Consider the following 26,626-nt stretch of genomic DNA (forward strand, 5'->3'; position numbering starts at 1 on the left):
CTGGGCGCTACGGGCCTGGGCGGAGCCTGCGTTGTCACCCACATGGCCGGCCGACTCGGCCAGGGCATGGGCCGCCCCCTGCAATTGACCGATCACGCCCTGCAACTTGCCATTGAAGCGGTTGAAGTGCTCACCCAGCTGGGTGATCTCGTCGTGGCCATGGGTGTCCAGGCGCCGGGTCAGGTCGCTTTCGCCGCTGGCGATGTTGCCCATGGCCTGCACGGCCTCCTGCAGTGGCCGGGCGATGCTGCGGGCGATCAGCATCACCAGCAGGGCCATCAGCAGGGCGATGCCCAGGCCCAGCAGCGAGGCGTCGCGCAACTGCCTGGCGAACTCGGCCTGCACGTCGTCGATGTAGACCCCCGAACCGATGATCCAGCCCCAGGGCTTGAACAGCTGTATATACGAGGTTTTCGCCACCGGCTCACTGGCGCCGGGCTTGGGCCAGCGATAGTCGACTGGCCCCGCGCCCTGGCTGCGGGCCAGGGCGACCATCTCGTTGAAGACGGCGAAACCGTCGGGGTCACGGATGGCGGAGAGGTCCTGGCCATCGAGCTTTGGGTTGGCCGGGTGCATGACCATCTTCGGTTGCAGGTCGTTGATCCAGAAATAGTCGTTCTGGTCATAGCGCAGCCCGCGCACCACCTGCAGGGCCTGCTGCTGTGCGGCCTCGCGGGTCAGTGTGCCGGCAGCCTCCAGGCCTTGGTAATGGGCCAGCACGCCGGCGGCGGTCTGTACCACGTGGCGGGTCTTCTCGGCCTTGGCCTGGTACAGGTCGCCGTGGAGCTGGCGCAGCATCAGCAGGCCCAGCACCAGCAGCATGGCCACGGCCACCAGCAGGATCAGCCACAGGCGGCGGCTGATCGACATCGACCTCAGGGTCTTCATGATGCGTTACTCCAGTCTTTTTCTTTTTATCCAGGGCATCCAAGCATGCTTTGTCGCGGGCCCCCACTCGACCAACGGCTAATGCGTCGTTCTTGACATCCTCAGTTGCAGGTAACGCAAGCCTTGAAACATAGGCTCTGCTAGGATTTCGGCCGCGCCAGATGAAACCTTTAGGCGGCTGGGCATTTCAGCTGGCTTTGGGGGCCCTGTCGCTGTAAAAAGCACGCGCCGCGTGCGGTCTCATATTGTGTCAATCAAAACAAGCGGCCTGCCACGCGCAGCGTCGCATTTGGGGGAAAGATGGATTTGTGGAGTGCCTTGCAGGCGATCATCCTGGGCGTGGTCGAGGGGCTGACGGAGTTCCTGCCCATTTCGAGCACCGGGCACCAGATCATCGTCGCCGACCTGATCAACTTCGGTGGCGAACGCGCCATGGCGTTCAACATCATCATCCAGCTGGGTGCCATCCTGGCGGTGGTGTGGGAGTTCCGGCGCAAGATCTTCGACGTGGTACTGGGCTTGCCCACGCAGGTGCCGGCGCGACGCTTCACCGCCAACCTGCTGATCGCGTTCATTCCCGCGGTGATCCTGGGCGTGTTGTTCGCCGACCTGATCCATGAGTACCTGTTCAACCCTATTACCGTTGCCGCTGCGCTGGTGGTGGGTGGGGTGATCATGCTGTGGGCCGAGCGTCGCCAGCACCGGGTGGAGGTCGACCATGTCGACGACATGCGCTGGACTCACGCGCTGAAGATCGGCCTGGTGCAGTGCCTGGCGATGATTCCGGGCACCTCGCGCTCGGGATCGACCATTATCGGTGGCTTGCTGTTCGGCCTCTCGCGCAAGGCGGCGACCGAGTTTTCGTTCTTCCTGGCCATGCCCACCATGGTCGGCGCGGCGGTGTATTCGGGGTACAAGTACCGTGATCTGTTCCAGCCGGGCGATTTTCCGGTGTTCGCCATCGGTTTCGTGGTGTCGTTCATCTTTGCCATGATCGCCGTGCGCGGGCTGCTCAAGTTCATCGCCAACCACAGCTATGCGGTGTTTGCCTGGTATCGCATCGCCTTTGGCCTGCTGATCCTGGCGACCTGGGAGTTTGGCTGGGTCGATTGGTCGACGGCGCATGGTTGAGAGGGCTCGTACGCAGCGTGCGCCCCGACACGAGGAAGGCGTGCGCAATGCGCGCCTGAAGGGGCTGGTACTTGCGGTGCTGTGCCTGTTGCCGGTGCTCGGCGGCCTGCGGATGGGGTTGAGTGGCGGGAGTTGGTTGCCGTTGGCGATGTATCCGGTGGTGAGTCTGGTCAGCCTGTTGTTGTACTGGCAGGACAAGCAGCAGGCGCGGACTCAGGCCTGGCGTACGCCGGAAAAGGTGCTGCATGCCAGCGAGCTGCTGGGGGGCTGGCCGGGGGCTTTGCGGGCGCAGCAGGTGTTTCGGCACAAGACTCGGAAGGTTTACTATCAGGTTGTGTGCTGGGGGATTGTTCTGGTGCATCAGGTGTTCTGGGTTGATTATTTGTTTTTGGCGGGGCGGTGGGGGGCTTTGATCCAGGGGTTGTAGTTTTGGTTTTGGTTTTGGTTTTGGTTTTGGTTTTGGTTTTGAAAGTTGTATGCGCATTCATTTTTGATGTCGACGCTTATTCACCTTTCCGCCCTTACGGCGGCTTACTTAATGAGATGGTCACCCCGGCACCCTGCGAGGCGTACGCTTTCGCAGGGTGTTTTTTCTTCGGAGACCGTCATCATGAACAACGTGACACTGATCGGCATCGACATCGGCAAACATGTCTTCCACCTGCATGCCCAAGACAAGTTCGGCAAAGAGGTATCGCGCAAGAAGTGTTCAAGGCCGCAGATGATGCGGTTTCTGGCCAATCATCCTCTTTGCACGGTGGTGATGGAGGCCTGTGCCGGCTCGCACTGCCTGGCCCGAGAAATCAAAGCGATGGGGCATGAAGCCAAGCTGATCTCTCCCCAGTTCGTTAGGCCTTTCGTCAAGAGCAACAAAAACGACTTCGTTGATGCGCAAGCCATCTGCGAAGCCGCTTCCCGACCTTCCATGCGCTTTGTGACGCCAAAATCGCCTGAGCAGCAAACACTCTCTGTTTCTCATCGGATGCGTGAGTCATTGATCCGCGACCGAACCAAGACGGTGAACCAGATGCATGGGTTCCTGCTCGAGTTCGGTGTGAGCCTGCCGACCGGACTGGCGCTAATCAAACGCCTCGCTTCAGTGCTTGAAGAGCACGACCTGCCTGTACGTCTCGTTGCACTGCTGCAGCGCCTGCATGAGCATTTCGTCTACCTGAGCGAGCAGATCAAGGTGTTGGACGAAGAGCTGGCGAGCCAGCTGGCTGACGATGATCTAGGTAGCCGTTTGCTGACTATCCCGTGTGTCGGGCCGATCACCGCCAGCCTGCTGGCTGTGGAAATGGGTGACGCGCAGCAATACGGCAGTAGCCGGGACTTTGCTGCCTCTGTAGGTCTGGTGCCCCGCCAGTACAGCACTGGTGGTAGGCCAGCTTTGCTGGGGATCAGCAAGCGCGGCGACAAGAACCTTCGGCGCTTGTTGGTGCAGTGCGCACGGGTTTACCTGATGCGTTTGAAGTACCAGAAAGGCCCATTGGCCGATTGGGTGTGTTCACTGCTCGCGCGACGTCACTCCAATGTGGTGGCCTGCGCGTTGGCCAACAAACTGGCACGCATTGCGTGGGCCATTACCACTCGGCATACGCAATACAAAACGGAGCCAGACGCCATGAACGCCTGACCCCGTAGTGCTGCACCGTGTTTCACCATCAGGTTTTGCGATAGCTGAACAACAGATGAAATAAACGGCCGATCGGCCTGGCGATGATCCTGAACGACCAATTGGCTCGTGGAAGCCGCTTACTTTATTAGGATCGCCAGGCGCGAATGCTCATCGTGGCGCGGGATACGAGCCCAATAGACGCCGGATAGATTGAAGCAAGCCATCCATTCCATCTGATGAACAGTATTGCAAAAAATGGGGTGACCATAGATTGGTCGTGGCCAAAGTAAGCAAAGCCGTGGCGCTCCATTCATCCGGCCCTCCGCTTCGCTCCGGGTTCCCTCACTCCGGCCTTGCTCCCGGGAGGACCGCGCTGAACGCCCCATCCTGGGGCGCAGCGCTTGACGGGCATCCATGCCCGTCACCTCCCTCCGCAAGGCCTGCGTTCGGCCTCCTGAAGTCGCGAAGTTACGGGCGGCGCCTGCACTAACGCAGCTAGTCGCTAGTTGCCATCGTGGGAACTCTAGATCAACATCTCGGGGCAAGTCCGCTCCCACCATAGTTTGACTACGTGATTCAACGTGGGAGCAGGCTTGCCCCGCGATAGCATAATGAAGAACAACATAACAGCCACTAACAAAACCAACATATCTGTTCTTGATCTGTTCTTGATCTTGCTTCTAAGCGCGCGATAGTTCAGGCGACACAAATTGCGACTTCAGGAGGCCGAGTGGAGTTCTTGCGTAGTGGGGCGACGGCCATGGATGGCCGTCGAGCGCTGCGCCCCAGGATGGGGCGTACAGCGCGGTACCCACGGGAGCAAGAACGGAGCGAGGGAACCCCGGAGCGAAGCGTAGGGGCCGTATGAACGGAGCCGAACGGTTTTGCCTACTTTTGTCAAGACAAAAGTAGGTCGCCGTAAAGGCGAAAGGGTGACTAAGTGTCGACATCTTCTACGAATGCGCTCACAAAAAACAAAACAATCGCCCCGAACCCGAACCCAACCCAAAGAAAAAAAGGAACCGCAGCGCCAGGGGAGATCCAACGCCACGGTCCAAGGGGAAACCCCGTCACTGCTGGGTAACAGTCGCCATATTGGCATTCCCGAACTGCGTAACAGTGGCCGTCTGACTAGCCCCACTCTGGTCGACAAACGCCTGGTTCCCATTCCCCCCCTGGGTCACGTAGGCGAGGTTGACCCCATCGGTCTGCTTGATGGTCGCCTCGTTGCCACTGCCATACAGCTGATAGGTGTAGCTCTGGTTGCCACTGCCCGACTGCTCGAGGGTAATGCTGCCGCCATTGCCCGCAGCCAGGCCCTCGGCGTAGTTGGCGGTGCCGCGCTGGTCGGCGATGAGCAGGTTGTCGCTGCCGTTCTGCTCGAAGTACAGCTCGTTGTTGCTGTCGGCCTGGCGGGTCTCCATCTGGTTGCGGTTGCCATCCTGATTCAGCCGGGCGATCTGGCTGTTGCCTTCCTGGGTGAGGTTGACCCCGTTGCCATTGCCCGCCTGGTTGATCTGCGCCTGCTGACCGACACCGAATTGCCCGCCAGACTTCTCGCCCTTCCAGTTGCTGGCCATGATCTTGTTGGCGTTGCCCACCGTGCTGATGGTCAGGCTGTGGTTGTCGCCGGTCTGGTAGGTAAAGTGCAGGTTGTTGTTGCCCGTCTGGGAAATGCTGGTCATCGCCTGGTTGGTCTCGAACTGGTCCGACCAGCTGGCGTTGCCACGGCCGGTCTGGCTGAGGCCCGCGCTGTTGGCCTGGCCGAAACTCTGATCGATGTAGCCTTCGTTGCTCTGGCCGTTCTGGTAGACATTGGCTTGGCTGGCGGCCTGGTTGTCCTGCCACACCTCCACCGAGTTGCCCGTGCCGTACTGGTTGATGCCGATGGTGCCGCCCAGGCCGTCGCGCTGGTCACCGTAGGCCCAGTTCTGCCGGCCTTCCTGGTAGATGGCGATATCGCCGTCCTGGTGGGTCATGTGCTCGGCGGCGGCCTGGTTGTCGCTGCCACCCTGCATGATCACGCTTTTGTTGTTGCTGCCGCCGAACAGCTGCTCCACCGTGGCGTCGTTGCCATGGCCGGACTGCAAGGTGGTGGCCTGGCTGCCGTACTGGGTGTCCTGCCAGATGACCGAACGGTTGCCGCTGCCTTGCTGGACCTGCAGGGCCTCGTTGTTCTCGCCCACCGACTGGCTGGCGAAGGCGTCGTTGAGGCTGCCGCCGGACTGCTGGGTGATCTGGCTGCCGTTCTCGAACAATTGCTCGGCGTAGCCGGCGTTGAACGAGCCGGTGGCGTTTTGCTGGATATAGCTGGTGCTGCTGTCCTGCAGCGCCATGTGATTGTGGTCGTGGCCAGCCTGGTTCTGCGTGGCCGATGCGAACGGCGCCTGGGTCTGCTTGACCTCGGCGATGTTCTGGTTGCCCTGTTGGGACTGGGTCGAAGTGCTGTCGTCGGCCATGGCCTGGCCGGCAAGGGCCAGGACGATGGCAGCGCTCAGAGGGGCGAGCTTGTGCATGGTATTGCCTCCAGATCTGTCGATGAGGGCCTAGCGGTACTGGGTGATGTGGACCTGCTGGCCGTTGCCGGCCTGGGTCACGGCGCTGTTGAGCCCCGTGCCGCGCTGGTCGATGGTGGCGCTGTTGTGGTTGCCGATCTGCTCGATGGCGGCGCTGTTGCCGCTGCCACTCTGGCGGATCGTGGCCTCGTTGCCCTGGCCCTGCTGGCTGATCGCGGCCGTCAGGTCGCTGCCTTCCTGCAGGATGTAAGCCTCCTGCGCGCCCCCGGCCTGGACGATCCGGCCGAGCAGGGCCTGGCCGTTCTGGTCGAGGGCAGCGCGGTTGCTCGTGCCCAGTTGCTCGATCACCGCGACCTGGCCGGCGCCGGTTGGCAGCAGGCGCAGCACCAGTGGCTCGCCCAGGTCGCTGCCGGCGGCGAGGTCGGCGTTGTCCATCAGGTCGTCGGCTAGAGCCTGGCCGGCAAGGGCCAGGCACAGCAGCAGCGGGTACAGGGCGTTCATGGCATCCTCCCGGGGGTTACTGCACCACCACGTTGACCGTGCGCGTGCTGCCCTGGCTGCTGGTCACCGTGGCGGTCGGCGCGGCGGTGGGCACCAGCGTCGTGCTGTTGCTCACCGACAGGCGCCAGCGGCCGGTGACCGGCACGGTGGTGGTGCCCAGGGTCTGCACGCCGTTGGTGGTGGTCACCCGCACCGTGATGGTGTTACCGGTGGTCACCGAGGACGTTCCGCTGATGTCCCAGTTGAAGCGGTTGTTGGAGCGCGCCGTGACTGTCGCCGCGGTGACCGCAAAGGTCTCCTGGGCCGGTCGTGGCGATACTTGTACCGTGACCGTGCCGGGCGTCGAGGTGGCGCCGATCGCGTCACGGGCGACGTAGGTGAAGCTGGTGGTGAACGCCGCTGTGACCGTGGCCGGTGGCGTGTAGGTGATCACGTTGCCGTCGGTGCTCACCGTGCCGCGCCCGGCCGGGGTCGGCTGGGTGACGCTGGCGATGGTCAGTGGCAGGTTGCCTTCCGGGTCAGTGTCGTTGGCCAAGGCGTTGATGGTCAGTGGTACGCCAAGGGTAGCGGCGCTGTCGGCCACTGCGGTTGGTGGACGGTTCGGCGCGACGTTGACGGTCACGGTGGTGACCGGCGACTTCAGGCCCTTGGCGTCTTGCGCGCGGTAGCTGAAGGTCGCCACCAGCGGCGAGGTGGCCCCGGCCGGTGGGGTGTAGGTCACTGCCGTGGTGCCGTTCATCACCACGCCGCCCAGGCCGGTGCCCGGCTGGGTGAGGTCGGTGATGCTCAGCGGCACGTTGCCGTCCGGGTCGCTGTCGTTGGCCAGCAGGTTGAGGGTGATCGGTATGCCGACACTGGTGCTACCGCTGTCGGCCTGGGCCACGGGGGCTTGGTTCTCGGCCTGCACCGGGGCGCTGCCGACCACCACCACCGGTTCCACGTCGACACCGCCATGTGCCGACTTGACCGTGATGCTGGCAGGCGGCTGGGCCAGGTCGTTGACCGTGAGGCTTTGCTGGACACCGGACTTGGACATCCGTCCGAAGCCCTGGACCAGCAAATCCGGCACCACGACTTCGTCGCTGGAGCGGGCCTCGACCAGCAACCGCTTGGCGCTCCAGTCATAGCGTGCCGTACCCACCTTGACCACATCGCTGAGCTTGCTCGACAGCGATGTCGGGCGCGTGGTGCCGGCCGGGCTGCTGGCGGTGACCACCACCACCGACGGTGGCACTGCCTGGCTCAGTTGCTGGTTGAAGAACAACCCGTTGTTGTCGGCGAGCATGCTGAACTGGCATGGCGAAGGCGGCGAGCCGACCAGAGCCAGGCCGTTGCGCAGGCACAGGCTGGCGCTGTTCGGCGCCTTGGCGAAGACTTCGACGCGGGTGCCCGCGGCGTTGCGCTGGTAGGTGGCGCGTTCCAGCGTCGCCGGGGTTTGCTGGCGTTGGTCGAGGACCTTGCCGGAAACGGTGAAGACGTTGGTCTGGATGGTGCCCGCCGGGCCCTGGATGCGCACGAAGTTGGTGTTGTTCGGGCTGCCGGTCACCGCCTCGGTGATGTTAGGGTCGCCGACGAAGGTCTCGGTGGCGCCGGTGTCCGGGTTGACCTCGGTGTAGGGGCCGCCGACACCGCGCAGGAACGGGCCGAGGTTGCCGTTCAGCGCACCGCTGAAGTTGCCGGGAGCACCGATGCCGATGTCGCGGGTGATGTTGATCGCCCGGCGGCCCGCCGTGGTCACGTTGACCGTCTCGACCCCATAGGGGTGGGTGATGGTGTAGGTGCCGGTGCTCGGCACCGAGGCGCGGATGCGGATGCGGGCGAAGCTCTGCTGGTCGCCATTGACCGGATTCTCGGCGGCGAAGGCTGCCTCAAGGCCGGCAACGTAGACCTCCAGCTCGTAGCCACTGTTGCCTACCTGGGGTATCTCGGTCTCGGCCAGGAACCAGAACATCTCCGGTGGCCAGTTGTCCGGGAACACCAGCGGCAGGGCATCGTCATAGACCCCGGGCTCGGGCAGCAGGGTGCACATGTAGGCCGGAGCGCCCGGGCCGCCCGGTGACCGGGTGCTGGTGGCGCGCGACTGGCACAGCTCCAGGGCGAGGTTGTTGGCGTCCTTGTACCACATGGGGTAACCCCCGGTGGCGAAGGTGTAGGGGCCGGGATCGACCTCCGACAGCGCGGCCCAGGCCGCGCTGCTGAGGGTGAGGGTGAAACCGGCGGCGCAGAGTGCGCGACGCGACCAAGTATTCATGCTGCCTCCTTGAAGGCGTGTCCTGTTCATGGCACCAGCACCACGTCTTCGCTGTCGCTGCCGCCATGGGCGCTGGTGACCTGCACCGTCGCTGGCGGGATCGGCGAGAGCCCGGTGGTCAGGGTCTTGACCGCGCCGTTGCCGCTCAGGCTGCCGATCAACGCACCGTTGCCGGTGCGGGCGGTGAGGGCCGGCGGGCTGGTCTCGTCGCTGCTGCTGGCCACCAGGGTCAGCTGGCCACTGCCCAGGCTGTATTCGGCGCGGCTGATGGTCACCAGGTCGGTCAGCGGCATCGGTGCGCTGGTCGGGGTGCTGGTGGCGATGGCCAGGCTGTTGTCGGCGGTCACCTGCAAGGTCAGCGGCAGGGTCGGGTTGAGTGGCGACTGGGCGTACCAGGCACCGGTGCCATTGGCCTCGCCGAGGGCCAGGGTGGGGGTCTGGCTGGTCAGGGTGACCGTGGCGGGCGCCGGCGGGGCCATGACGAATACATCCTGCTGGGCGCGCAGGTCGCCATTCACGGTGTGTCGCGAATAGGTGCTGCGCAGCGGGATCAGCGGCGTTGGGCGGTTGACCGTGGACAGCTTGCCGGAGATGGCGAACAGCTCGGTACGCAGGTCGATACCGTTGGGCCCTTCGATGCGCACGTAGTTGGTGTTGAACGGGCTGCCGGTGACCGGCTCCTCCAGGTTCGGGTCGCCGATGAAGCGTTCGCTGGCACCGGTGCCTGGGTTGGTTTCGGTATAGGGGCCGTTGACGCTGCGCAGGAACGGCCCGATGTCGCCCCTGAGCGCGCCGCTGTAGTCGCCTGGCGAGCCGATGCCGATGTCGCGGGTCATGTTGATCGCCCGGCGCCCGCCGGCCGCCACCTCGAACACATCGACACCGTAAGGGTGAGTGATGGTGTAGGTACCGGCCACCGGCACATCGACGCGGATGCGCACCCGGGCGAAGCTGACCTGGTCGCCATCCACCGGCTCCTCGGCGCTGAAGGCGGCCTCGATCGCCGATACATAGGTCAGATCGATGCCGCGGGCGGCATCGACGATGGCGGCGTCGGCGGTGAACCAGAACGCTTCGTCGGGGAAGTTGCTGGGGAAGACGATCGGCTGGGTGTCGTCGAACACGCCGGGTGTGGGCAGCAGCGTGCACATGTACGAGGGCGCGCCGGGAGCACCGGCGACCCTGGAGCTCACTGCCTTGGTCAGGCACAGGTCGAGCACCCGGCCATGGCTGTCCTGGTACCAGGCGGGGAACTTACCGGTGGGCAGGGTATACGGGCCGGTATCGACCGCATACAGCGCAGCCTGGGCCGGAAGCTGGAGCAGGCCGGCGAAGATCGCCACGGCCAGCGGGTGGGGTGTCGGTCGGTGCATGAGTTGCTTCCTCCTGCAAACGGGCCCATGGGTTGGGGCGTCTGGGGAGGGATCGGCAACTGTTGTGCCAGGTTTTGCAGAGGGGCGTCCAGGGCTTTTGCGACGAGGGTTTCAGCGTCCCGACAACGGTCTGGCGAGGTATCCATGGTGGGCGGGTGGCCCCAGCATTGGGGAATGGGGTGAGGCTCGGTCTCTGTCGTAGCTGATGACTGCCAACCAATTCTGACGCACACTGCCGAAAAATCCGATGCCCGTTGCCCCGCCTGAGCGGGGCACACCAGGAGCACGCAATGGCGCGACAACTTCCAACAACAACCGCCAACGACCCCTTGCAGCAGTCTCGCCTGGTCCGCCTGAAGCTTGCCAGCGAAGGCGAACTGCCCTGCGGCATGCTGCGCGACGAGATCGACGCCTCCTGGCGGCGCAGCCTCGGCCATGGCCTGGACTGTCTGCAGGGCGAGCAGGTCGGCCTGGGTATTCGCCACGGCCTGGACCTGGATACGCTGCTGGAACACAACCGCCTGCTGATCGACGCGGCCACCCCTGAGCTGGACTACCTGATCAAACGCCAGGGCAAGAGCGGCATCGTCATCCTCGGTGATTCCCAGGCCAACGTGCTGACGATTGACGGCCAGAAGCATGTGCTCGAGCGCGAGGGCCTGCGCGACCTGCACCCTGGCAGTTGCTGGAGCGAGGCCCTGCGCGGCACCAATGCCATCGGCACGGCGGTGGTCGAGGGCCAGCCGACCCTGATCAACTGCGGCGAGCATTACCTGGATCGGCTCAGCCCGTTCTCCTGCACCTCGGTGCCGCTGCGTGATCCGCGTGGCGACGTGATAGGCGTGCTCGACCTGACCCGTGAAGGCGTCATGGCCCAGCCCCAGGACAGCCTTTCCACGTTGCTGCTCGCCGCCGGCAATATCGAGAGCCGGCTGTTCGGGCTCTACCATCCCGAGCATCTGGTTCTGGCCTTCCATAGCCGCCCGCAATACCTGGCCAGCGCCTGGCAGGGCCTGCTGGCGCTGAGCCTGGAAGGCGAGGTGATGGCGGCCAACGACAATGCCTGCCAGTTGTTGCAGATGCCACGCCAGGCGCTGCTCGGGCGACGCTGCGGTGACCTGCTCGGCGAGCGTTCGCCGGCGTTTATCGCGCGCCTGTGGCAGGGCGGCGTCAGCAGCGTGCAGACGGCAGCGGGCGAGTTCTTTTTCCGGGCGCTGCAACTGCCGCGGCATGCTCGCGTCAGTGGCCCGTCCGCGATCGCCAAACCAGCACCGCCGAAGACCCAGGCACTGGAAGCGCTGGCCGGTGGCGATGCCCGTCTGGCGCGTGCCTTGCGCATGGCCCGCCAGGGCTTGGCAAACGGGTTGCCGGTCCTGCTGCTGGGTGAAACCGGCACTGGCAAGGAGGTGGTTGCCCGTGCCCTGCACCAGGCCGGTCCGCGTGCCGACAAGCCATTCGTGGCGGTCAACTGCGCGGCGATTCCCGAGGGGCTGATCGAGTCCGAGCTGTTCGGCTACCGCGACGGCGCCTTCACCGGCTCGCGCCGGGGCGGCATGGTCGGGCGGCTGATGCAGGCCCATGGCGGCACGCTGTTCCTCGACGAGATCGGCGACATGCCGCTGGCCCTGCAGGCGCGCCTGCTGCGTGTGCTGCAGGAGCGCCGCGTGGCGCCCCTTGGCGCCGGCGACGAGCAGGACATCGACGTGGCGCTGATCTGCGCCACCCATCGCGACCTCAAGCGCCGGGTTGCCGACCAGCACTTCCGCGAAGACCTCTACTACCGGGTCAACGGCGTGTCCCTGCGTCTGCCGGCACTGCGCGAGCGCGACGACCTGGCAACGATCATCCAAGGTTTGCTGGACAAGTCCGGAGCCGGCAGTGTGAGCCTCGACCCAGCGCTGACGGCGCTGCTGGAGAACTTCGACTGGCCGGGCAACATCCGCCAGCTGGAAATGGTGGTGCGCACCGCCCTGGCAATGCGCGAGGAGGGCGAGCAGGTGCTGACCCTCGACCACCTCACCGACTGCCTGCTCGATGAACTGGCCAGCGGCGCGGCGCCGTCCGGCAGCCTGCGCGACAACGAACTGGAACTGATCCGCGCTGCCCTGGCCCGGCACCAGGGCAATGTCTCGGCCGCGGCCGAGGCCCTGGGCATCAGCCGGGCGACGCTGTATCGCAAGCTCAAGCAGTTGCGTGGTTGAGCCATGGGCGGACTGTTTTCCCGATTGATCGAATCCAGCGACCCGCAGTTGATGCGCCAGGCCCTGGCCTGGCTCTACGGCTTCGTGCGCCCGCAGCGTGGCGCCATCGGCGTGCTCCTGGGGCTGTCCCTGGGCGCCTCGCTGCTGGCCCTGGCGCAACCCTGGCTGGTCAAGACCTTGATCGACGAAGGCCTGCTGGCCAAGGATTACCAGACCCTCTGGCACATGGCGGCGATCATGATCGTCGCCGGCCTGCTCGGCACGCTGCTGGCCGGGGTCAACCGCTACCTGCACACGCGCCTGTCCGGGCGCATCCTGTTCGCCCTGCGCGACGACTTGTACCGACACCTGCAACAACTTTCGCCGACCTTCTACGGGCGCCGGCGCACCGGTGACATCCTGTCGCGGCTCGATGGCGATGTCGCCGAGATCCAGCGCTTTGCCGTGGACTCGTTGTTCTCGGCGGTATCGGCGCTGATCGGCCTGGTCGGTGCGGTGGCCTTGATGCTGATGCTGTCCTGGCAGCTGTCGCTGCTGCTGGTGTTGCTGATCCCGCTCGAAGTGCTGTGGCTGCGCTGGATGCGACGCAAGGTCGAGCGCGAAGTGCGCAGCCTGCGCGAACGCTCGGCGGACGTGTCGTCGTTCCTGGTCGAGACACTGCCGGCGATGAAGTTCATCCAGGCCGCCGGCCAGCAGCGGCGTGAGGCCGAGCGCCTCGATCAGTTGGGGCAGGGCTACATGGGGCAGCTGCTCAGGGTGCAGGTCACCGAGTTCTTTACCCAGGCGGTGCCCGGCACGCTGACTTCCTGGTGCCGGGCCTGCGCATTCCTGGTCGGCGGCTGGTGGGTGATCCAGGGCACCTGGCAACTGGGTGCGCTGATCGCCTTTTCCACCTACATGGGCATGGCCGTCGGTCCGGTGCAGAGCCTGCTGGGCCTGTACGTGGCGGTGCAGCGGATGGCCGTGAGCCTGGGGCGGGTGATGGAGCTCAAGCGGGAGGCGCTCGCGGTGCGCGAGGCGGACGATCCCCGGCCCATGCCACAAGGGGCCGGGGAACTGCGACTGGACGGGGTATCTTTCGCCCACGACGGGCGCCAGGGTGGGGTGCTGGACCAGGTGCAGGCCAGTCTGCCCGGCGGCGCCAAGATCGCCATCAGCGGCGCTTCCGGCGTCGGCAAGTCGACCCTGATCGACCTGCTGCAGCGCTTCTACGACCCAGATGACGGGCGCATCCTGCTCGACGGCGTCGACCTGCGCGAGCTCGACCTGCAGGCCCTGCGGCGGCGCATCGCCGTGGTCAGCCAGGACATCGTGCTGTTTCGCGGCACCCTGGCGCAGAACCTGGCCTACAGCACGCCCCAGGCCAGCCGTGAGGAGCTCGAGCAGGTGGTGCGGCTGACCCGCCTGGACAGCCTGGTGCAGAGCCTGCCGCTGGGGCTCGATGGTCTGCTGGGCGAACGCGGCCAGCAGTTGTCCGGTGGCCAGAAACAACGTATCGCCATCGCCCGGGCGCTGCTCCAGCAACCGGCGATCCTGGTGCTGGACGAGGCCACCTCGGCGGTGGACGAAGCCACCGAGCGTGAAGTGATTGCTGCCATCGACCAGCTGTTCGCCGGGCGTACGCGGATCCTGATCAGCCATCGTGCCTCGACCCTCGCCGATGCCGACCTGCACCTGGAACTGCGTGACGGGCAATTACGCAGCAAGGAGCCCGCCGACCATGGCCGCTGACCTGTGCATTGGCGTGATCGACAGTGGCTGCTCGGCGCAGCAGGCGGATAGCCTGCTCGGCGCGCGGCGCTTCTGGCTTGAGGACGGCGTGCTGTGCGAGGGCGAGCCGCTGCCGGATGCCCTGGGCCACGGCAGCGCGGTGCTGGCGCGGCTGCGGGCCGAGTCCGGCGGCCAGCCGGTGCTGCTGGCCCAGGTGTTCGCTGGGCAGGGCAGCACCAGCGCCTTGCAGGTGGCCGCTGGCCTGTTGTGGCTGGTGGAGGCGGGCGCGACCGTGGTCAACCTGAGCCTGGGCCTGCGCCAGGATCGCCCGGTGCTGCGCCTGGCCTGCGCCGAGGCCGTGGCCGCTGGCGTGCTGCTGTGCGCCTCCAGTCCGGCGCGGGGCGAGCCGGTGTATCCGGCCAGTTATCCCGGGGTCATTCGCGTCACTGGCGATGCCCGCTGCGCCGCTGGGCAATGGTCGTGGCTGGGCACTCCCCAGGCCGACTTCGGCGCGGCGGTTGGCGCCGCTGGGTTGGCCGGGGCCAGTCTGGCCTGTGCCGCGTTCACTGGGCGGGTGGCGGCCCTGCTGGGCGAGGAGCCCGGCATGACCCGGCAGGCACTGTTGCACTGGCTGGAGCGGCACGCGGCGTTCGTCGGCCCTGAGCGCAAGGAGTCGACCGATGCCTGAACCGAGCATCCTGGTACTCGGTGCCGGACCTGCGGGGGCGACTACTGCCCTGGGGCTGCGGCGGATGGGCTACCCCGTCACCGTGGTGTCCGACTGGCGCCGTTTCGCCGCGGTGGAAGGTGTTTCGCAACGTGTGCTGGAGGGCTTGCGCCATGCGGGCCTGGGCGCTGCCCTGGCCGAGGCGACCACGCCGGCCACGCGGCAGGTGCACTGGAACGGTGAGCGGCTGCAACCGAACCAGGAGTGGCTGCTGGATCGCCAGCGCTTCGACCAGGCACTGCGTGATGACTTGAATCGTGCCGGTGTCGAGCTGGTCGAAGGGCGTGTGCACGAGGTGGTGCAAGGGGTGGGGCATCGGGTGTCTCTGGACGACGGGCGTACCTTGCACGGCGATTTCCTGGTCGAGGCCCGTGGTCGTCAGGCCCCGTTGAGCGAAGGTCGCCTGCGCGGGCCGGAAACCGTCAGCCTGCTCAATCTCTGGCAAACCGAGCCTGGCGCGCCGGCCTCGGCAGTGGAGAGCCTGGACGACGGCTGGGCCTGGATGGCGCGGCTGGCCGATGGCCGCTGCTACTGGCAGGTGACGCTGGACGTGACGGCGGCGCGGCTGCCGGGCAAGACGGCGTTGCCCGAATACTGTGCCGGGCGCCGCCGTGGCTCGGCGCTGGTGGCGCAACTGTTCGGCGAGCAGGCCTTCGCCCCTGCCCAGGTGCATGCACGCAGCAGCACAGCGATTCTTGTCGGCAACTGCGCGGGCCGTGATTGGCTACGGGTTGGCGATGCGGCGATGGCGGTTGATCCGTTGTCGGGCAATGGCATCTTCCAGTCCTTGTCCTCGGCGCTGCAGGCGCCCGTGGTGATCAATACCCTGCTGCAACGGCCCGGGCAGGCAGCCTTGGCGCAGCGCTTCCATCAAACGCGGATCGAACAGCTGTTCCTGCGTTTCGCCCGGATCGGGCGCGACTTCTACGCCCAGGAAGCGCAGCGTGGCGAACAGCCGTTCTGGGCCCGGCGCCGGTGCTGGCCAGATGCGCAGCCGCTGCACGCGGCGGCAAACTGGCAGGCGGTGCGGGTGGAGCGCCGCCCGGTGCTGCGCGAGGGTTGGGTGGAGGAGGCCGAAGTAGTGGTGACGGCTGATCAGCCGCTGGGGGTGTGGCACCTGCAAGGTATCGAGCTGGCGCCGGTGGTACGCGGGGTGCAGGCTGGCATCGGCCTGGAGCGCCTGGTGACACAGACGCACCAGCCGATGATTGCGCGTTGGTTGCGCGAACAGGGTTTTTGCTGAGGACTCATCGCGGGGCAAGCCCGCTCCCACCGGTGCTGCATCAGCCAGCAAACCCCGCGATAGGGCCGCTGGCTTAGAAGAATGTCCCCACCACCAGTTGCAGGTAGGCCCCGCTATCCCGGCCACCCAACTGCACGCCGCCATCCTGCGCGCTGCGCTGCGGGGTGTAGAACCCCACCAGCGGGCTGATCAGCCAATGCTCGTTGACCATCCACTCCACGTACAGGTCCACCTCGCGCCCACCCAGGTTGCCCTGGTCGGTGCTGAGCGGGTCGAAGTCGAAGTACAGCGCGCCCACGGTCAGCCCCTCCCGTGGCGTGGCCTTGAGCGCCACATGGTGCACCTGGGTATTGCTGTTGAATGGCCCGGCGTAGTTGGCCGCCACCTCGCCCTGGAACCAGGTGCCATAGCCCCGGCTCAGGCCATAGAACAGCGGGTCGAAGTGCTCCGAGAAGCGGCTGTAGCGGTAGGTGGCGGTGGGCGACCAGGGCAGCCCGGAGAAGGTCCAGTTGCCCTCCAGGTACCAGGCGTTCTCGCGCCCGTCGGTGCGGTCCTGGGTGACATACTCGGCGGCCAGTTCGAGGTCTTTCACTCCCAGGTTGCCACGCCCGCGCAGGCTCACCGTGTCCATGCCGTCGCGGTGTTCCAGGCCAAGGATCTCGGCGTAGCGGCGGTCGACATCCAGGCCACGGATCCAGCTCAGGCCCACGGTGCCCGCGTCGGCGACATGCTCGAGGTTGGCCACCGCCATGGAGGTGTCGGCCTGGAACGGGTTGTCGGACTTGAGCCACATCAGGTCGCCACGCCAGCCCTGCTTGCCGCCCAGACGTAACACGGCGGTGCGGTCGAACGCCTTGCGCGCCGCCAGGTAGTAGGCGCCGCCACGGTCGAAATCGGCGCCCAGGTCGACGTTGCCGGCATTGACCGGGTCGCCCTGGATCAGGAAACCGTCGCCGAGGGTGATGACCTGGCGCCCGCCGGAGAGATCGATGCCGTCTTCGCCAAGCGCCGGAAACAGGGTGCCCGAGCGCCATCCAAGGTAAGCGTCCTCGACGCCGGTGCGACGTTCGTCACCGAGGGTGAAACCCGCGGCGTCACCATCGCCCCAGGTGGCCGAACTGAGCAGGCTGAAGGCGCCGTAAAGCGTGCCGTTGCTGGCCAGCGCCTGGCTGGCGCTCAGGCCGTACTTGACGTAGCCCTCGCGCCAGTTGCTGCTGCCGGCCTGGCGGTTGCCGAACTGGTCGAAGCTTTCGTCGCTGTGGAATACGCCGAACAGCGCTTCGAGGTTGGCGTCCAGGGTGGTGCCGGCGTGGTTGTAGAGTTCGTGGGCCTGGGTGAGGGGAGAGGCCAGCAGCAGGGCCAACGTGCAGGCGAGCTTGTGCGTCATGGTGTGCTCCATGTTTTTGTTGTTTTCTGGCTTTTTCATTGCCTGGCCGGGCCTCATCGCCGGCCAGGCGATGAGGCCGGCACAGGTGAAATCAGAGCTTGATCAACACCGACTTCAGCTCGGTGTAGTGCTCGATTGCCGCCGCGCCCATCTCGCGGCCGACGCCGGAGAGCTTGTAGCCGCCGAACGGCAGCGCCGGGTCCAGCGCGCTGTGACAGTTCACCCACACCGACCCGGACTTGATCCGCGGGATCATCCGGTGCACCGCGGCCAGGTCGTTGGACCAGATGCTCGCGCCCAGCCCGTAGGGATTGTCATTGGCCAGGCCCACCACCTCGTCGAGGTCGTCGAATGGCATGGCCACCAGCACCGGGCCGAAGATTTCCTCCTGCACCAGGCGGTGGCGCTGGTCGACATCGACGATCACCGTCGGCTTGACGAAGTAGCCCGGGCCGAAGCCTTCGCCGCCGCAGGCGATGGTCGCGCCCAACTCGCGACCCAGGTCGATGTAGCCGGTGACCCGCTCCTGCTGCCGGGCCGAGATCAGCGGGCCCATCTGTACGCTAGGGTCCAGGCCGTTGCCCAGTTTCATGGCATTGGCGATGCCGGCGATATCGGCCACCACGTTGTCGAAGTGCTTGCGGTGCACATACAGCCGGGAGCCGGCGCAGCACACCTGGCCCTGGTTGAAGAAGATCGCCGTGGCGGCTCCGACGGCGGCTTCCTGCAGGTTGGCGTCGGGCAGGACGATGGTCGGCGACTTGCCGCCCAGTTCGAGGGTGACGCGGGTCATGTTGTCCATGGCGGCCTTGCCGATCAGCTTGCCGACTTCGGTGGAGCCGGTGAAGGTCAGCTTGTCCACGCCCGGGTGGCGGCTCAGCGCGGCACCGGCGTTCAGCCCGGTGCCGGTGATCACGTTGAACACGCCGTCCGGGTAGCCGGCCTCGCTTACCAGTTCGGCGAGCTTGAGCGCGGTCAGCGGGGTTTCATCGGCAGGCTTGAGCACCACCGTGCAGCCGGTGGCCAGGGCCGGGCCGAGCTTCCAGCAGGCCAGCAGCAGCGGGAAATTCCAGGCGACGATGGCGCCGACCACGCCCACCGCCTCGCGGCGCACGAACGCGTGGAAGTCGTCATTGGGCATCAGCGGCAGCGACGGCTCGACCGTGCTGCCTTCGAGCTTGGTCGCCCAACCGGCCATGTAGCGCAGGAAGTCGATGGCCAGTTGCACGTCCATCACTTGGGCCACGGCGGCACTCTTGCCGTTGTTCAGGCATTCCAGCTCGGCCAGCTCCTGGGCATCGCGCTGCATCAGGTCGGCCAGGCGCCACAGCAGGTTCTGCCGCTCACGCGGACGCATCCGGCTCCAGGCCGAGTGTTCGAACGCCTGGCGGGCGGCCTGCACGGCGCGGTCCACATCCTGTGCCTCGGCCGCGGGCACCTCGGCGAGGACCTCGCCACTGGCCGGGTTGCGCAAGGTCATGGTGCGGCCGCTGGCGGCGTCCTGCCAGTCGGCGCCAATGCGCATCTTCAGCGGGCGTGCGAGGAAGGCACGGGTGGCGGGCAGGATCGGCAGTTCGGAATGCATGGGGCGGTGCCTCTTGTCATGGTTGTGACCAGGGCAGGGCAATGGGCGTGCCAAGCCGGGCAACGCGCTCACAGCCCTTGATACATGTGGTTTTCGCGTTACATGGCATGCAGTCAGGGAGGCTTGAGCTGTTGCACATTGAGACTGAGTGAGACGGAGATGAAACGGACCGCTGTGCGGGCCAATCGCCGGCATGCCGGCTCCACAGGTAAGGCGTTGGACTCGAAGGTGGCTGGATCCCTGTGGGAGCTGGCCTGCGCAGCAGGCCCTGTGTCTCAAGGTGAAACACCCCGTCGCGAAATGGCACGTTCGGCCACAGCCTGCGCTGCTGGGGTTTGCCCCTGCTCTGCGCTCAAATCGTTGATGCAAAACATATTTGCCGCAATTGGCACACTTCCTGTATCGCCACTGTCAGATGCACACCGCAGCGTGCGAATAACGATAAGAACGATACCGTGGAGGTCTGACCTTGAAGACGACTCGACTCCGGCGGCAGGCGGGCACACTGGCGCTGGTCGCCACCGCACTGCTGTCCGCCCAGGCCATGGCGGCCGAGCAGGGCCCGAGCCTGTTGCAGAACAAGTGCATGGGGTGCCATATCCCCGAAGGCAACGACAGCTACAGCCGCATCAGCCACCAGCGCAAGACCCCCGAGGGCTGGCTGATGAGCATCGCCCGCATGCAGGTGATGCATGGCTTGCAGATCAGCGACGACGACCGCCGCACCCTGGTCAAGTACCTGGCCGACAAGCAGGGCCTGGCGCCCAGCGAGACCGACGGTGTGCGCTACGCCATGGAACGCCGGCTCAATACTGTCGAACACTTCGACGACCCGCTCAGCCAGATGTGCGGCCGCTGCCACTCCGGCGCCCGGGTCGCCCTGCAACGGCGCCCGGCCAAGGAGTGGGAGCACCTGGTCAACTTCCACCTCGGCCAATGGCCGTCCCTCGAATACCAGGCCCAGGCCCGCGACCGCGACTGGCTGGACATCGCCCTCAAGCAGATGGTGCCCGACCTGGCCAAGCGCTTCCCCCTCGACAACCCGGCCTGGGCCGAGTGGCTCAAGGCCCGGCCCGAGTCCAAGGTCCTGGCCGGGCAATGGGCGTTCAGCGGCCATATGCTGGCCAAGGGTGACGTGCGTGGGGTGATGACGGTCAGCGCCGAGCAGGGCGACACCTTCAAGGTCGAGGTCAAGGGCGCCTACGCCGACGGCACGCCGTTCAACGGCAGCGGTTCGGCGATCCTCTACAACGGCTATGAATGGCGCGGCAACGTCAAGATCGGCGAGGCCAACCTGCGCCAGGTGTTCGCCGCCATCGACGGGCAGATGAAGGGCCGCATGTTCGAGGCCGAGCACGACGAGCGTGGCCTGGACTTCAGTGCGGCGAAGGCCGGGCAGGGGCGCCTGCTGGCAGTGCAGCCGGCCTTCATCAAGACCGGCAGCGACAGCGAGATCACCCTGGTGGGCAGCGACCTGTCCGGCAAGCCAGACCTGGGCGCGGGCGTGCAGGTGACCGAAGTGCTGGAGTCGACGCCGACGCTGATCCGGGTCAAGGCCCGCGCCGCCAAGGATGCCGCCGCCGGCCCCCGCGAGGTGGCGGTGGGCGCGCTCAAGGGCGTGCAACTGGCGGTGTACGACAAGGTCGATGAGGTCAAGGTGGTGCCGGCGTTCTCCATTGCCCGCATCGGCGAGAACGGCGCCTCGGTGCCCAAGGTGCAAGGTCGCTTCGAGGCTGAAGCCTGGGGCAAGGACGCCAGTGGCCAGCCGCTGCGCATCGGCTACCTGCCAGCCACCTGGAAAGTCGAGCCGTTCAACGAACGGGCGGTCGAGGACGAGGACGTCAGGTTCGCCGGGCAGATGCAGGCCGACGGCGTGTTCGTGCCGGGCGGGGCAGGGCCCAACCCCGAGCGCAAGATGATGACCAACAACGCCGGCAACCTGAAGGTGATCGCCACCCTCGCCGACGGTGGCCAGCAGGGCGAGGGCCACATGATCGTCACCGTGCAGCGCTGGAACAATCCGCCGCTGCCATAGGCATCAACCTGACCAATTGCTTATCGGGAGGTCGCCATGGGCGCACTACTGAACCTGGTCGAACGCAACCTGCACGAAGTGCAGGTCGATGCCGACCGCATGCTGTTCCATATCCCCAGCAGTTCGCTGTTCGCCACCGACGCGGTGACCGGCGGCATCATCGACACCCTGCGCCGCCAGGGCTGTTCCGCCGAGGAGCTGCTGCAGCAGCTCGGCCAGCAGTTCGACGGGCAGGACATCGAGGAAACCCTGCGCGAGCTGATCGCCCTGGAAGTGGTCAGCGACGGTTCGCCGCTGACCCCGGAAATCGCCCTGAAACAGGTCGAGCGCACCGCGCTGAACACCGTGGTGCTCAACGTCAACACCGGCTGCAACCTCAGCTGCACGTACTGCTACAAGGAGGACCTCGACAAGCCCTCCGCCGGCAAGAAGATGAACAGCGCCACCGCCGAAGCCTCGGTGGAGATGCTGCTCAAGGAGTCGCCGAACGAGGAGCGCTACAGCGTGGTGTTCTTCGGCGGCGAGCCGCTGTCCAACCGGGCGTTGATCGAGCACATGGTGGCGTACTGCGAGCGACGCTTCGCCGAGGCGGGCAAGCAGGTCGAGTTCATCATGACCACCAATGCCACGCTGCTCACCGAAGAGATCGTCGACTGGCTCGATGCCCACCGCTTCGGCCTGTCGATCAGCATCGACGGGCCCAAGACCGTGCACGACCGCAACCGCATCACCGTGGGCGGGCAGGGCACCTACGACGTGGTGCGGCGCAAGGCCGACATGCTGCTGTCGCGCTACCGCAGCCGGCCGGTGGGGGCGCGGGTTACGCTGACCCGTGGCATCACCGATATCGAGACCATCTGGAACCACCTGTTCAACGAGATGGGCTTCGCCGAGGTGGGGTTCGCCCCGGTGACCTCCGGTGACATGGCCGACTTCAACCTCACCGGCGACGAGCTGGTGCAGGTGTTCGCCAACATGAAGGCCCTGGGCCGGCGTTACCTGGAGGCGGCGCTGGCGCACCGCAACATCGGCTTCTCCAACCTGCACCAGCTGATCACCGACATTCACGAAGGCCACAAGAAGGCCCTGCCATGCGGTGCCGGGCTGAAGATGCTGGCGGTGGACCACGAGGGCGAGCTGAACCTGTGCCACCGCTTCACCGGCTCCAGCCTGCCGACCTTCGGCAATGTGCACCAGGGCGTGAAGCAGGCGCAGCTCAACGATTTTCTCTCGCAGCGCCTGGACCGCAGCGGCACCGGCTGCGACAGCTGCCGCATCCGCAACCTGTGTTCCGGCGGTTGCTACCACGAAAGCTACGCCCGCTACGGCGACCCGCAGCATCCGACCTACCACTATTGCGAGCTGATGCGCGACTGGGTCGACTTCGGCATTGAGGTCTACAGCCGCATCATGGCCGCCAACCCGGCTTTCATCGATCGCTACATCACACCCCGGAAGGCGCACTGACATGAAGCACCTCAAACCGCTGAACAACAAGGCGCGCATTCTCGAGCAGGCGGCCGCCGAAGACCGCGTCGAGGACGTGCTGGCGATGAGCGCCGTGGCCGGCTGCACCGCCACCACCGACCCGGGCTGGGAAGTGGACGCCTTCGGTGGCGTCAGCTCGCTGTGCCAGCCGATGGAGGCCGACCTGTACGGCTGCTCCGACCCTTGCTGGTGGCCAGCCCAGGTGCCGGACATGATGAGCACCTACCAGGACTGGAACGCCCAGGCAACCAACTCCGCCGAAGACTGGCGCAACCTCGGCACCGTATTCCCGAAAGACAAATAGAACGACAAGGGGAAACCGCATGAAACCTGGACTCTGCGCGCAACTCGCGCTCACCGTCGCCGCCACGGCCTGCGCCTGGGCGGCCCAGGCCGACGACGCAGGCAAGGCCCTGAAGGCCGGCCATGAATACCTGATCGCCACCAACTACCCGAACAACCTGCACGTGGTCGAGGTGGCCAGCGACACGCTGTACAAGACCTGCCGCATGCCCGACTCGTTCGGCCCCGGCACGGCGATGATGGCGCCGGACAACCGCACCGCCTACGTGCTCAACAATCACTTCGCCGATATCTATGGCATCGACCTGGACAGCTGCAAGACCACCTTCCACGCCAACCTGTCCAGCGTGCCGGGCGAGGTCGGCAAGGCCATGTACTCCTTCGCCATCAGCCCCGACGGCAAGGAGGTGTACGCCACGGTCAACCCCAGCCAACGCCTGAACGACCACTATGTGGTCAAGCCGCCGCGCCTGGAAGTGTTCCGCACCGGCGACGGCCTGGATGCCAAGCCTGTGCGCACCTTCCCGATGCCGCGCCAGGTGTACCTGATGCGCGCCGCCGACGACGGCAGTCTCTATGTGGCCGGGCCGGACATCTACAAGCTGGACGTCAACACCGGCAAATACACCGTCGCACTGCCACTGCGCAGCTGGAACCGCCCGGGCTACAGCGCGCCGGACGTGCTGTACTTCTGGCCGCACCAGAGTTCTTTGCACGAGTTCTCGATGCTCTACACCATCGCCAGGTTCAAGGACGCCAAGCAGGACCCGGCCAGCGCCGAGCCGCTTTACGGCTACCTGAGCATCGACCTGAAGACCGGCAAGGCCCATACCCAGGAGTTCGCCGAGCTGACCGAGCTGTACTTCACCGGCCTGCGCTCGCCGAAGGACCCGAACCAGATGTACGGCGTGCTCAATCGCCTGGCCCGCTACGACATCGCGCAGAAGAAGCTGGTCAAGGCCGCCAACCTGGACCATACCTACTACTGCGTGACCTTCGACAAGGCCGGCGACAAGCTCTACCTGGGCGGGACGTTCAACGACCTGGCGGTGTTCGACCCCAATACGCTGGAGAAGGTGGGAAACATCAAACTGCCCGGTGGCGACATGTCGACCACCACGCCGCAGGTGTTCATTCGGTAGAGCGGTGTTGGCCCTATCGCCGGCAAGCCGGCTCCCACAGGTAAGGTGCTGCCCTCGGGCCTGCAGCGATCTCTGTGGGAGCCGGCTTGCCGGCGATAGGGCCGGATCAATCCCTACAAGAACAACAAGAGACACCCCATGACCCAGCCCAGCCACACCGTAGGCAGCAACGCCATTCCCTTGCTCAACTTGTGCATCGGCGACGCCTTCGACGCCACCGTCGCCCGCTTCCCCGACTGCGAGGCCCTGATCGTCCGCCATCAGCAGTTGCGCTACACCTGGCGGCAACTGGCCGATGCGGTCAACCAGCACGCCCGCGCTCTGATGGCCCTGGGCGTGCAGGTCGGCGACCGCTTAGGGATCTGGGCACCCAACTGCGCCGAATGGTGCATCACCCAGTACGCCAGCGCCAAGATCGGCGCGATCCTGGTCAACATCAACCCGGCCTACCGCACCAGCGAACTGGAATACGCCCTGGGCCAGTCGGCCTGCCAGTGGGTGATCTGCGCCGACGCCTTCAAGACCTCCGACTACCACGCGATGCTGCTGGACCTGGTGCCCGAGCTCGGCGCCTGCCGAGCGGGCGAGCTACAAAGCGCGCGCCTGCCCGCGTTGCGCGGGGTCATCAGCCTGGCGGCCACGCCACCTGGTGGCTTCCTGGCCTGGTCGGCGTTGCAGGCCCGTGCCGGTGAAACCGCCCCCGGGCAACTGGCCGCGCGCCAGGCCAGCCTGCACCGGCACGCGCCGATCAACATCCAGTACACCTCCGGCACTACCGGGTTTCCCAAGGGCGCGACCCTCAGCCACCACAACATCCTCAACAACGGCTACATGGTCGGCGAAAGCCTCGGATTGACCGAGCACGACCGGCTGGTGGTGCCGGTGCCGCTGTACCACTGCTTTGGCATGGTCATGGCCAACCTCGGCTGCATGACCCACGGCAGCACCCTGATCTACCCCAATGACGCTTTCGATCCGCTGCTCACCCTGCAGGCCGTGGCCGAAGAACGCGCCACCGCCCTGTACGGCGTGCCGACCATGTTCATCGCCGAGCTCGATCACCCGCGTCGCCATGAGTTCGACCTGTCCAGCCTGCGCACCGGGATCATGGCTGGCGCCACCTGCCCGATCGAGGTGATGCGCCGGGTAATCGACGAGATGCACATGGGCGAGGTGCAGATCGCCTACGGCATGACCGAGACCAGCCCGGTGTCGTTGCAGACCGGCGCCGCCGACGACCTGGAGCGCCGGGTGACCAGCGTCGGCCGCACCCAGCCGTGGCTGCAGAGCAAGGTGATCGATAGCGCAGGCACTACCCTGGCACGCGGCGAGATCGGCGAGCTGTGCACCCGCGGCTACAGCGTGATGCTCGGCTACTGGGACAACCCCAAGGCCACCGCCGAGAGCATCGACGCCGAGGGCTGGATGCACACCGGCGACCTGGCGGTGATGGATGAACAGGGATACGTGCGCATCGTCGGGCGCAGCAAGGACATGATCATCCGCGGTGGCGAGAACATCTATCCGCGGGAGCTGGAGGAGTTCTTCTTCACCCACCCGGCGGTGGCCGACGTGCAGGTGATCGGCATCCCCTGCAGCCGCTATGGCGAGGAGATCGTCGCCTGGATTCGCCTGCATCCGGGGCAGGCCCTGGGCGAGGAAGAACTGCGTGAATGGGCGCGGGCGCGCATCGCGCATTTCAAGGTGCCGCGCCATTTCCGCTTCGTCGATGAATTCCCGATGACGGTGACCGGCAAGGTGCAGAAGTTCAGGATGCGCGAGATCAGCATCGAGGCGCTGGCGGGCGGGCAGGGGCGGTAGCCGCCCTCAGCTTCAGGCCTGGGCCCGCGCGCCGTTGAGGAACAACTGTTCCACGGTCTGCGCGGTGTTGGCGCTGGCGGCGCGGCCACGGCGTTCGGCATCGACCATGCCGTAGATCATGGTCATGAACATTTCGGTGAACACCGCCGCGCTGATGTCGATGCGCAGCACGCCCAGTTGCTGGGCGCGCAGGAAGAACGCGTCCATGGCCTGGGTGTAGGCCTGCCAGCGCAGATCCTCGGCGTTGTTGAGCAAGGTGTCGGGGCGGTACTGGAACATCAGGAATACCAGCATTTCGCGATGCTTGAGGTGCTCGGCGATCAGGTGGCGAATGCCGACCAAGGGTTCGGTGCGTTCCAGGTCGGCTTCCTGGATGACCTGGTTGAGCACGTGCTCGCCGTGGTCCTCGAGCAGGTTAACCAGATTTTCGCGGGTACCGCAGAAGCGGTGCAGGGTGGCCTTGCTGACCCCGGCGGTTTCCGCCAGCTCTTTCAGGGTGGCGCGGGGATGAACGACAATGGCATGGGCCAGCGCCTTGAGCAGGCGTTCTTCTTGGAGGGATCTGCGCATAAGGACCTCAGTCGGGGTTCGGCTGTCGGGCAGGCGAAAAGAGACGAAAGATCCAATATTGTATCATATGAGACGAATAAATCTCATGGTTTGAACAATTCATAGCGGGTCAAGGCTGCTCCACCGTGGGAGCAGC

Annotated in this window: 19 protein-coding genes and 1 pseudogene; 12 read left to right on the top strand and 8 right to left on the bottom strand. The window is 65.7% G+C overall.

Annotated features, from left to right (window positions below; translation table 11 throughout):
• Positions 1 to 126 precede the first annotated feature (126 nt).
• Positions 127 to 888, bottom strand: a pseudogene (locus ACVWY1_RS19175) (cache domain-containing protein); the annotation flags it as partial.
• A gap of 300 nt (positions 889 to 1,188) precedes the next feature.
• On the opposite strand from ACVWY1_RS19175, the gene ACVWY1_RS19180 reads away from it, so the two are divergent.
• The 3 genes from ACVWY1_RS19180 to ACVWY1_RS19190 all read left to right on the top strand — a co-directional run bounded on the left by ACVWY1_RS19180 (position 1,189) and on the right by ACVWY1_RS19190 (position 3,655).
• Positions 1,189 to 2,019 (top strand): undecaprenyl-diphosphate phosphatase, encoded by an 831-nt coding sequence (locus ACVWY1_RS19180; RefSeq protein ID WP_102682459.1) that lies wholly within the window; start codon positions 1,189 to 1,191, stop codon positions 2,017 to 2,019.
• On the top strand, positions 2,012 to 2,446 hold the full coding sequence (locus ACVWY1_RS19185; RefSeq protein WP_457378634.1) for a DUF1294 domain-containing protein: 435 nt from the start codon (positions 2,012 to 2,014) through the stop codon (positions 2,444 to 2,446). Before ACVWY1_RS19180 ends, ACVWY1_RS19185 begins: the two co-directional genes overlap by 8 nt.
• A gap of 183 nt (positions 2,447 to 2,629) precedes the next feature.
• A complete protein-coding gene (locus tag ACVWY1_RS19190) occupies positions 2,630 to 3,655 on the top strand; it encodes an IS110 family RNA-guided transposase (protein WP_277505182.1) in 1,026 nt (341 codons plus the stop codon).
• A 1,052-nt stretch (positions 3,656 to 4,707) separates the two neighbouring features.
• On the opposite strand, the gene ACVWY1_RS19195 is transcribed toward ACVWY1_RS19190, so the two are convergent.
• Genes ACVWY1_RS19195 through ACVWY1_RS19210 form a run of 4 tightly spaced genes read right to left on the bottom strand, consistent with a single transcriptional unit; the run spans position 4,708 to position 10,278 of the window.
• Entirely contained in the window at positions 4,708 to 6,153 is a 1,446-nt protein-coding gene (locus tag ACVWY1_RS19195; RefSeq protein WP_277504498.1) for a curlin, read from the bottom strand.
• 30 nt (positions 6,154 to 6,183) lie between these two features.
• Positions 6,184 to 6,654 (bottom strand): curlin, encoded by a 471-nt coding sequence (locus ACVWY1_RS19200; RefSeq protein ID WP_457378635.1) that lies wholly within the window; start codon positions 6,652 to 6,654, stop codon positions 6,184 to 6,186.
• Between the two features lie 16 nt (positions 6,655 to 6,670).
• Complete coding sequence (locus ACVWY1_RS19205) at positions 6,671 to 8,905, bottom strand: Ig-like domain-containing protein (protein ID WP_457378636.1); 2,235 nt, start codon at positions 8,903 to 8,905, stop codon at positions 6,671 to 6,673.
• 26 nt (positions 8,906 to 8,931) lie between these two features.
• Complete coding sequence (locus ACVWY1_RS19210) at positions 8,932 to 10,278, bottom strand: hypothetical protein (protein ID WP_111533229.1); 1,347 nt, start codon at positions 10,276 to 10,278, stop codon at positions 8,932 to 8,934.
• A gap of 290 nt (positions 10,279 to 10,568) precedes the next feature.
• Between ACVWY1_RS19210 and ACVWY1_RS19215 the strand changes: the two genes are divergently transcribed.
• From ACVWY1_RS19215 to qhpG, 4 genes are read left to right on the top strand one after another with little or no spacing between them, the layout of a single operon-like run.
• On the top strand, positions 10,569 to 12,479 hold the full coding sequence (locus tag ACVWY1_RS19215) for a sigma-54-dependent Fis family transcriptional regulator (RefSeq protein ID WP_277504497.1): 1,911 nt from the start codon (positions 10,569 to 10,571) through the stop codon (positions 12,477 to 12,479).
• 3 nt (positions 12,480 to 12,482) lie between these two features.
• A complete protein-coding gene (locus ACVWY1_RS19220) occupies positions 12,483 to 14,210 on the top strand; it encodes an ABC transporter ATP-binding protein (protein WP_277504495.1) in 1,728 nt (575 codons plus the stop codon).
• Positions 14,200 to 14,877 (top strand): subtilisin-like serine protease QhpE, encoded by a 678-nt coding sequence (qhpE, locus tag ACVWY1_RS19225; protein ID WP_457378637.1) that lies wholly within the window; start codon positions 14,200 to 14,202, stop codon positions 14,875 to 14,877. Before ACVWY1_RS19220 ends, qhpE begins: the two co-directional genes overlap by 11 nt.
• Positions 14,870 to 16,159 (top strand): flavin-dependent monooxygenase QhpG, encoded by a 1,290-nt coding sequence (qhpG, locus tag ACVWY1_RS19230; RefSeq protein ID WP_110703979.1) that lies wholly within the window; start codon positions 14,870 to 14,872, stop codon positions 16,157 to 16,159. The genes qhpE and qhpG overlap by 8 nt, the downstream gene beginning before the upstream one ends.
• Before the next feature lie 73 nt (positions 16,160 to 16,232).
• On the opposite strand, the gene ACVWY1_RS19235 is transcribed toward qhpG, so the two are convergent.
• Both ACVWY1_RS19235 and ACVWY1_RS19240 read right to left on the bottom strand, forming a co-directional pair.
• Entirely contained in the window at positions 16,233 to 17,546 is a 1,314-nt protein-coding gene (locus tag ACVWY1_RS19235) for a hypothetical protein (RefSeq protein WP_434729367.1), read from the bottom strand.
• Positions 17,547 to 17,637: 91 nt separating this feature from the next.
• The gene (locus ACVWY1_RS19240; RefSeq protein ID WP_457378638.1) at positions 17,638 to 19,131 is read right to left on the bottom strand and encodes an aldehyde dehydrogenase family protein; all 1,494 of its coding nucleotides are present in this window, start codon (positions 19,129 to 19,131) and stop codon (positions 17,638 to 17,640) included.
• 469 nt (positions 19,132 to 19,600) lie between these two features.
• On the opposite strand from ACVWY1_RS19240, the gene peaA reads away from it, so the two are divergent.
• The 5 genes from peaA (at position 19,601) to ACVWY1_RS19265 (ending at position 25,920) form a co-directional block, all read left to right on the top strand.
• On the top strand, positions 19,601 to 21,166 hold the full coding sequence (gene peaA / locus ACVWY1_RS19245) for a quinohemoprotein amine dehydrogenase subunit alpha (protein ID WP_457378639.1): 1,566 nt from the start codon (positions 19,601 to 19,603) through the stop codon (positions 21,164 to 21,166).
• Between the two features lie 36 nt (positions 21,167 to 21,202).
• Complete coding sequence (peaB, locus tag ACVWY1_RS19250) at positions 21,203 to 22,633, top strand: quinohemoprotein amine dehydrogenase maturation protein (protein WP_457378640.1); 1,431 nt, start codon at positions 21,203 to 21,205, stop codon at positions 22,631 to 22,633.
• A gap of 1 nt (position 22,634) precedes the next feature.
• The gene (gene qhpC, locus ACVWY1_RS19255; RefSeq protein ID WP_094012540.1) at positions 22,635 to 22,958 is read left to right on the top strand and encodes a quinohemoprotein amine dehydrogenase subunit gamma; all 324 of its coding nucleotides are present in this window, start codon (positions 22,635 to 22,637) and stop codon (positions 22,956 to 22,958) included.
• Positions 22,959 to 22,977: 19 nt separating this feature from the next.
• Positions 22,978 to 24,099 carry a quinohemoprotein amine dehydrogenase subunit beta gene (gene peaD, locus ACVWY1_RS19260; RefSeq protein ID WP_139670668.1) on the top strand — a complete coding sequence of 374 codons (1,122 nt, stop codon included), beginning with the start codon at positions 22,978 to 22,980 and terminating at the stop codon, positions 24,097 to 24,099.
• 138 nt (positions 24,100 to 24,237) lie between these two features.
• On the top strand, positions 24,238 to 25,920 hold the full coding sequence (locus tag ACVWY1_RS19265) for an AMP-binding protein (protein ID WP_457378641.1): 1,683 nt from the start codon (positions 24,238 to 24,240) through the stop codon (positions 25,918 to 25,920).
• Positions 25,921 to 25,932: 12 nt separating this feature from the next.
• Here ACVWY1_RS19265 and ACVWY1_RS19270 read toward each other — a convergent pair whose 3' ends face one another.
• The gene (locus tag ACVWY1_RS19270) at positions 25,933 to 26,490 is read right to left on the bottom strand and encodes a TetR/AcrR family transcriptional regulator (protein WP_110703995.1); all 558 of its coding nucleotides are present in this window, start codon (positions 26,488 to 26,490) and stop codon (positions 25,933 to 25,935) included.
• Positions 26,491 to 26,626 lie beyond the last annotated feature (136 nt).

This window comes from Pseudomonas sp. TE6288 (assembly GCF_054062095.1).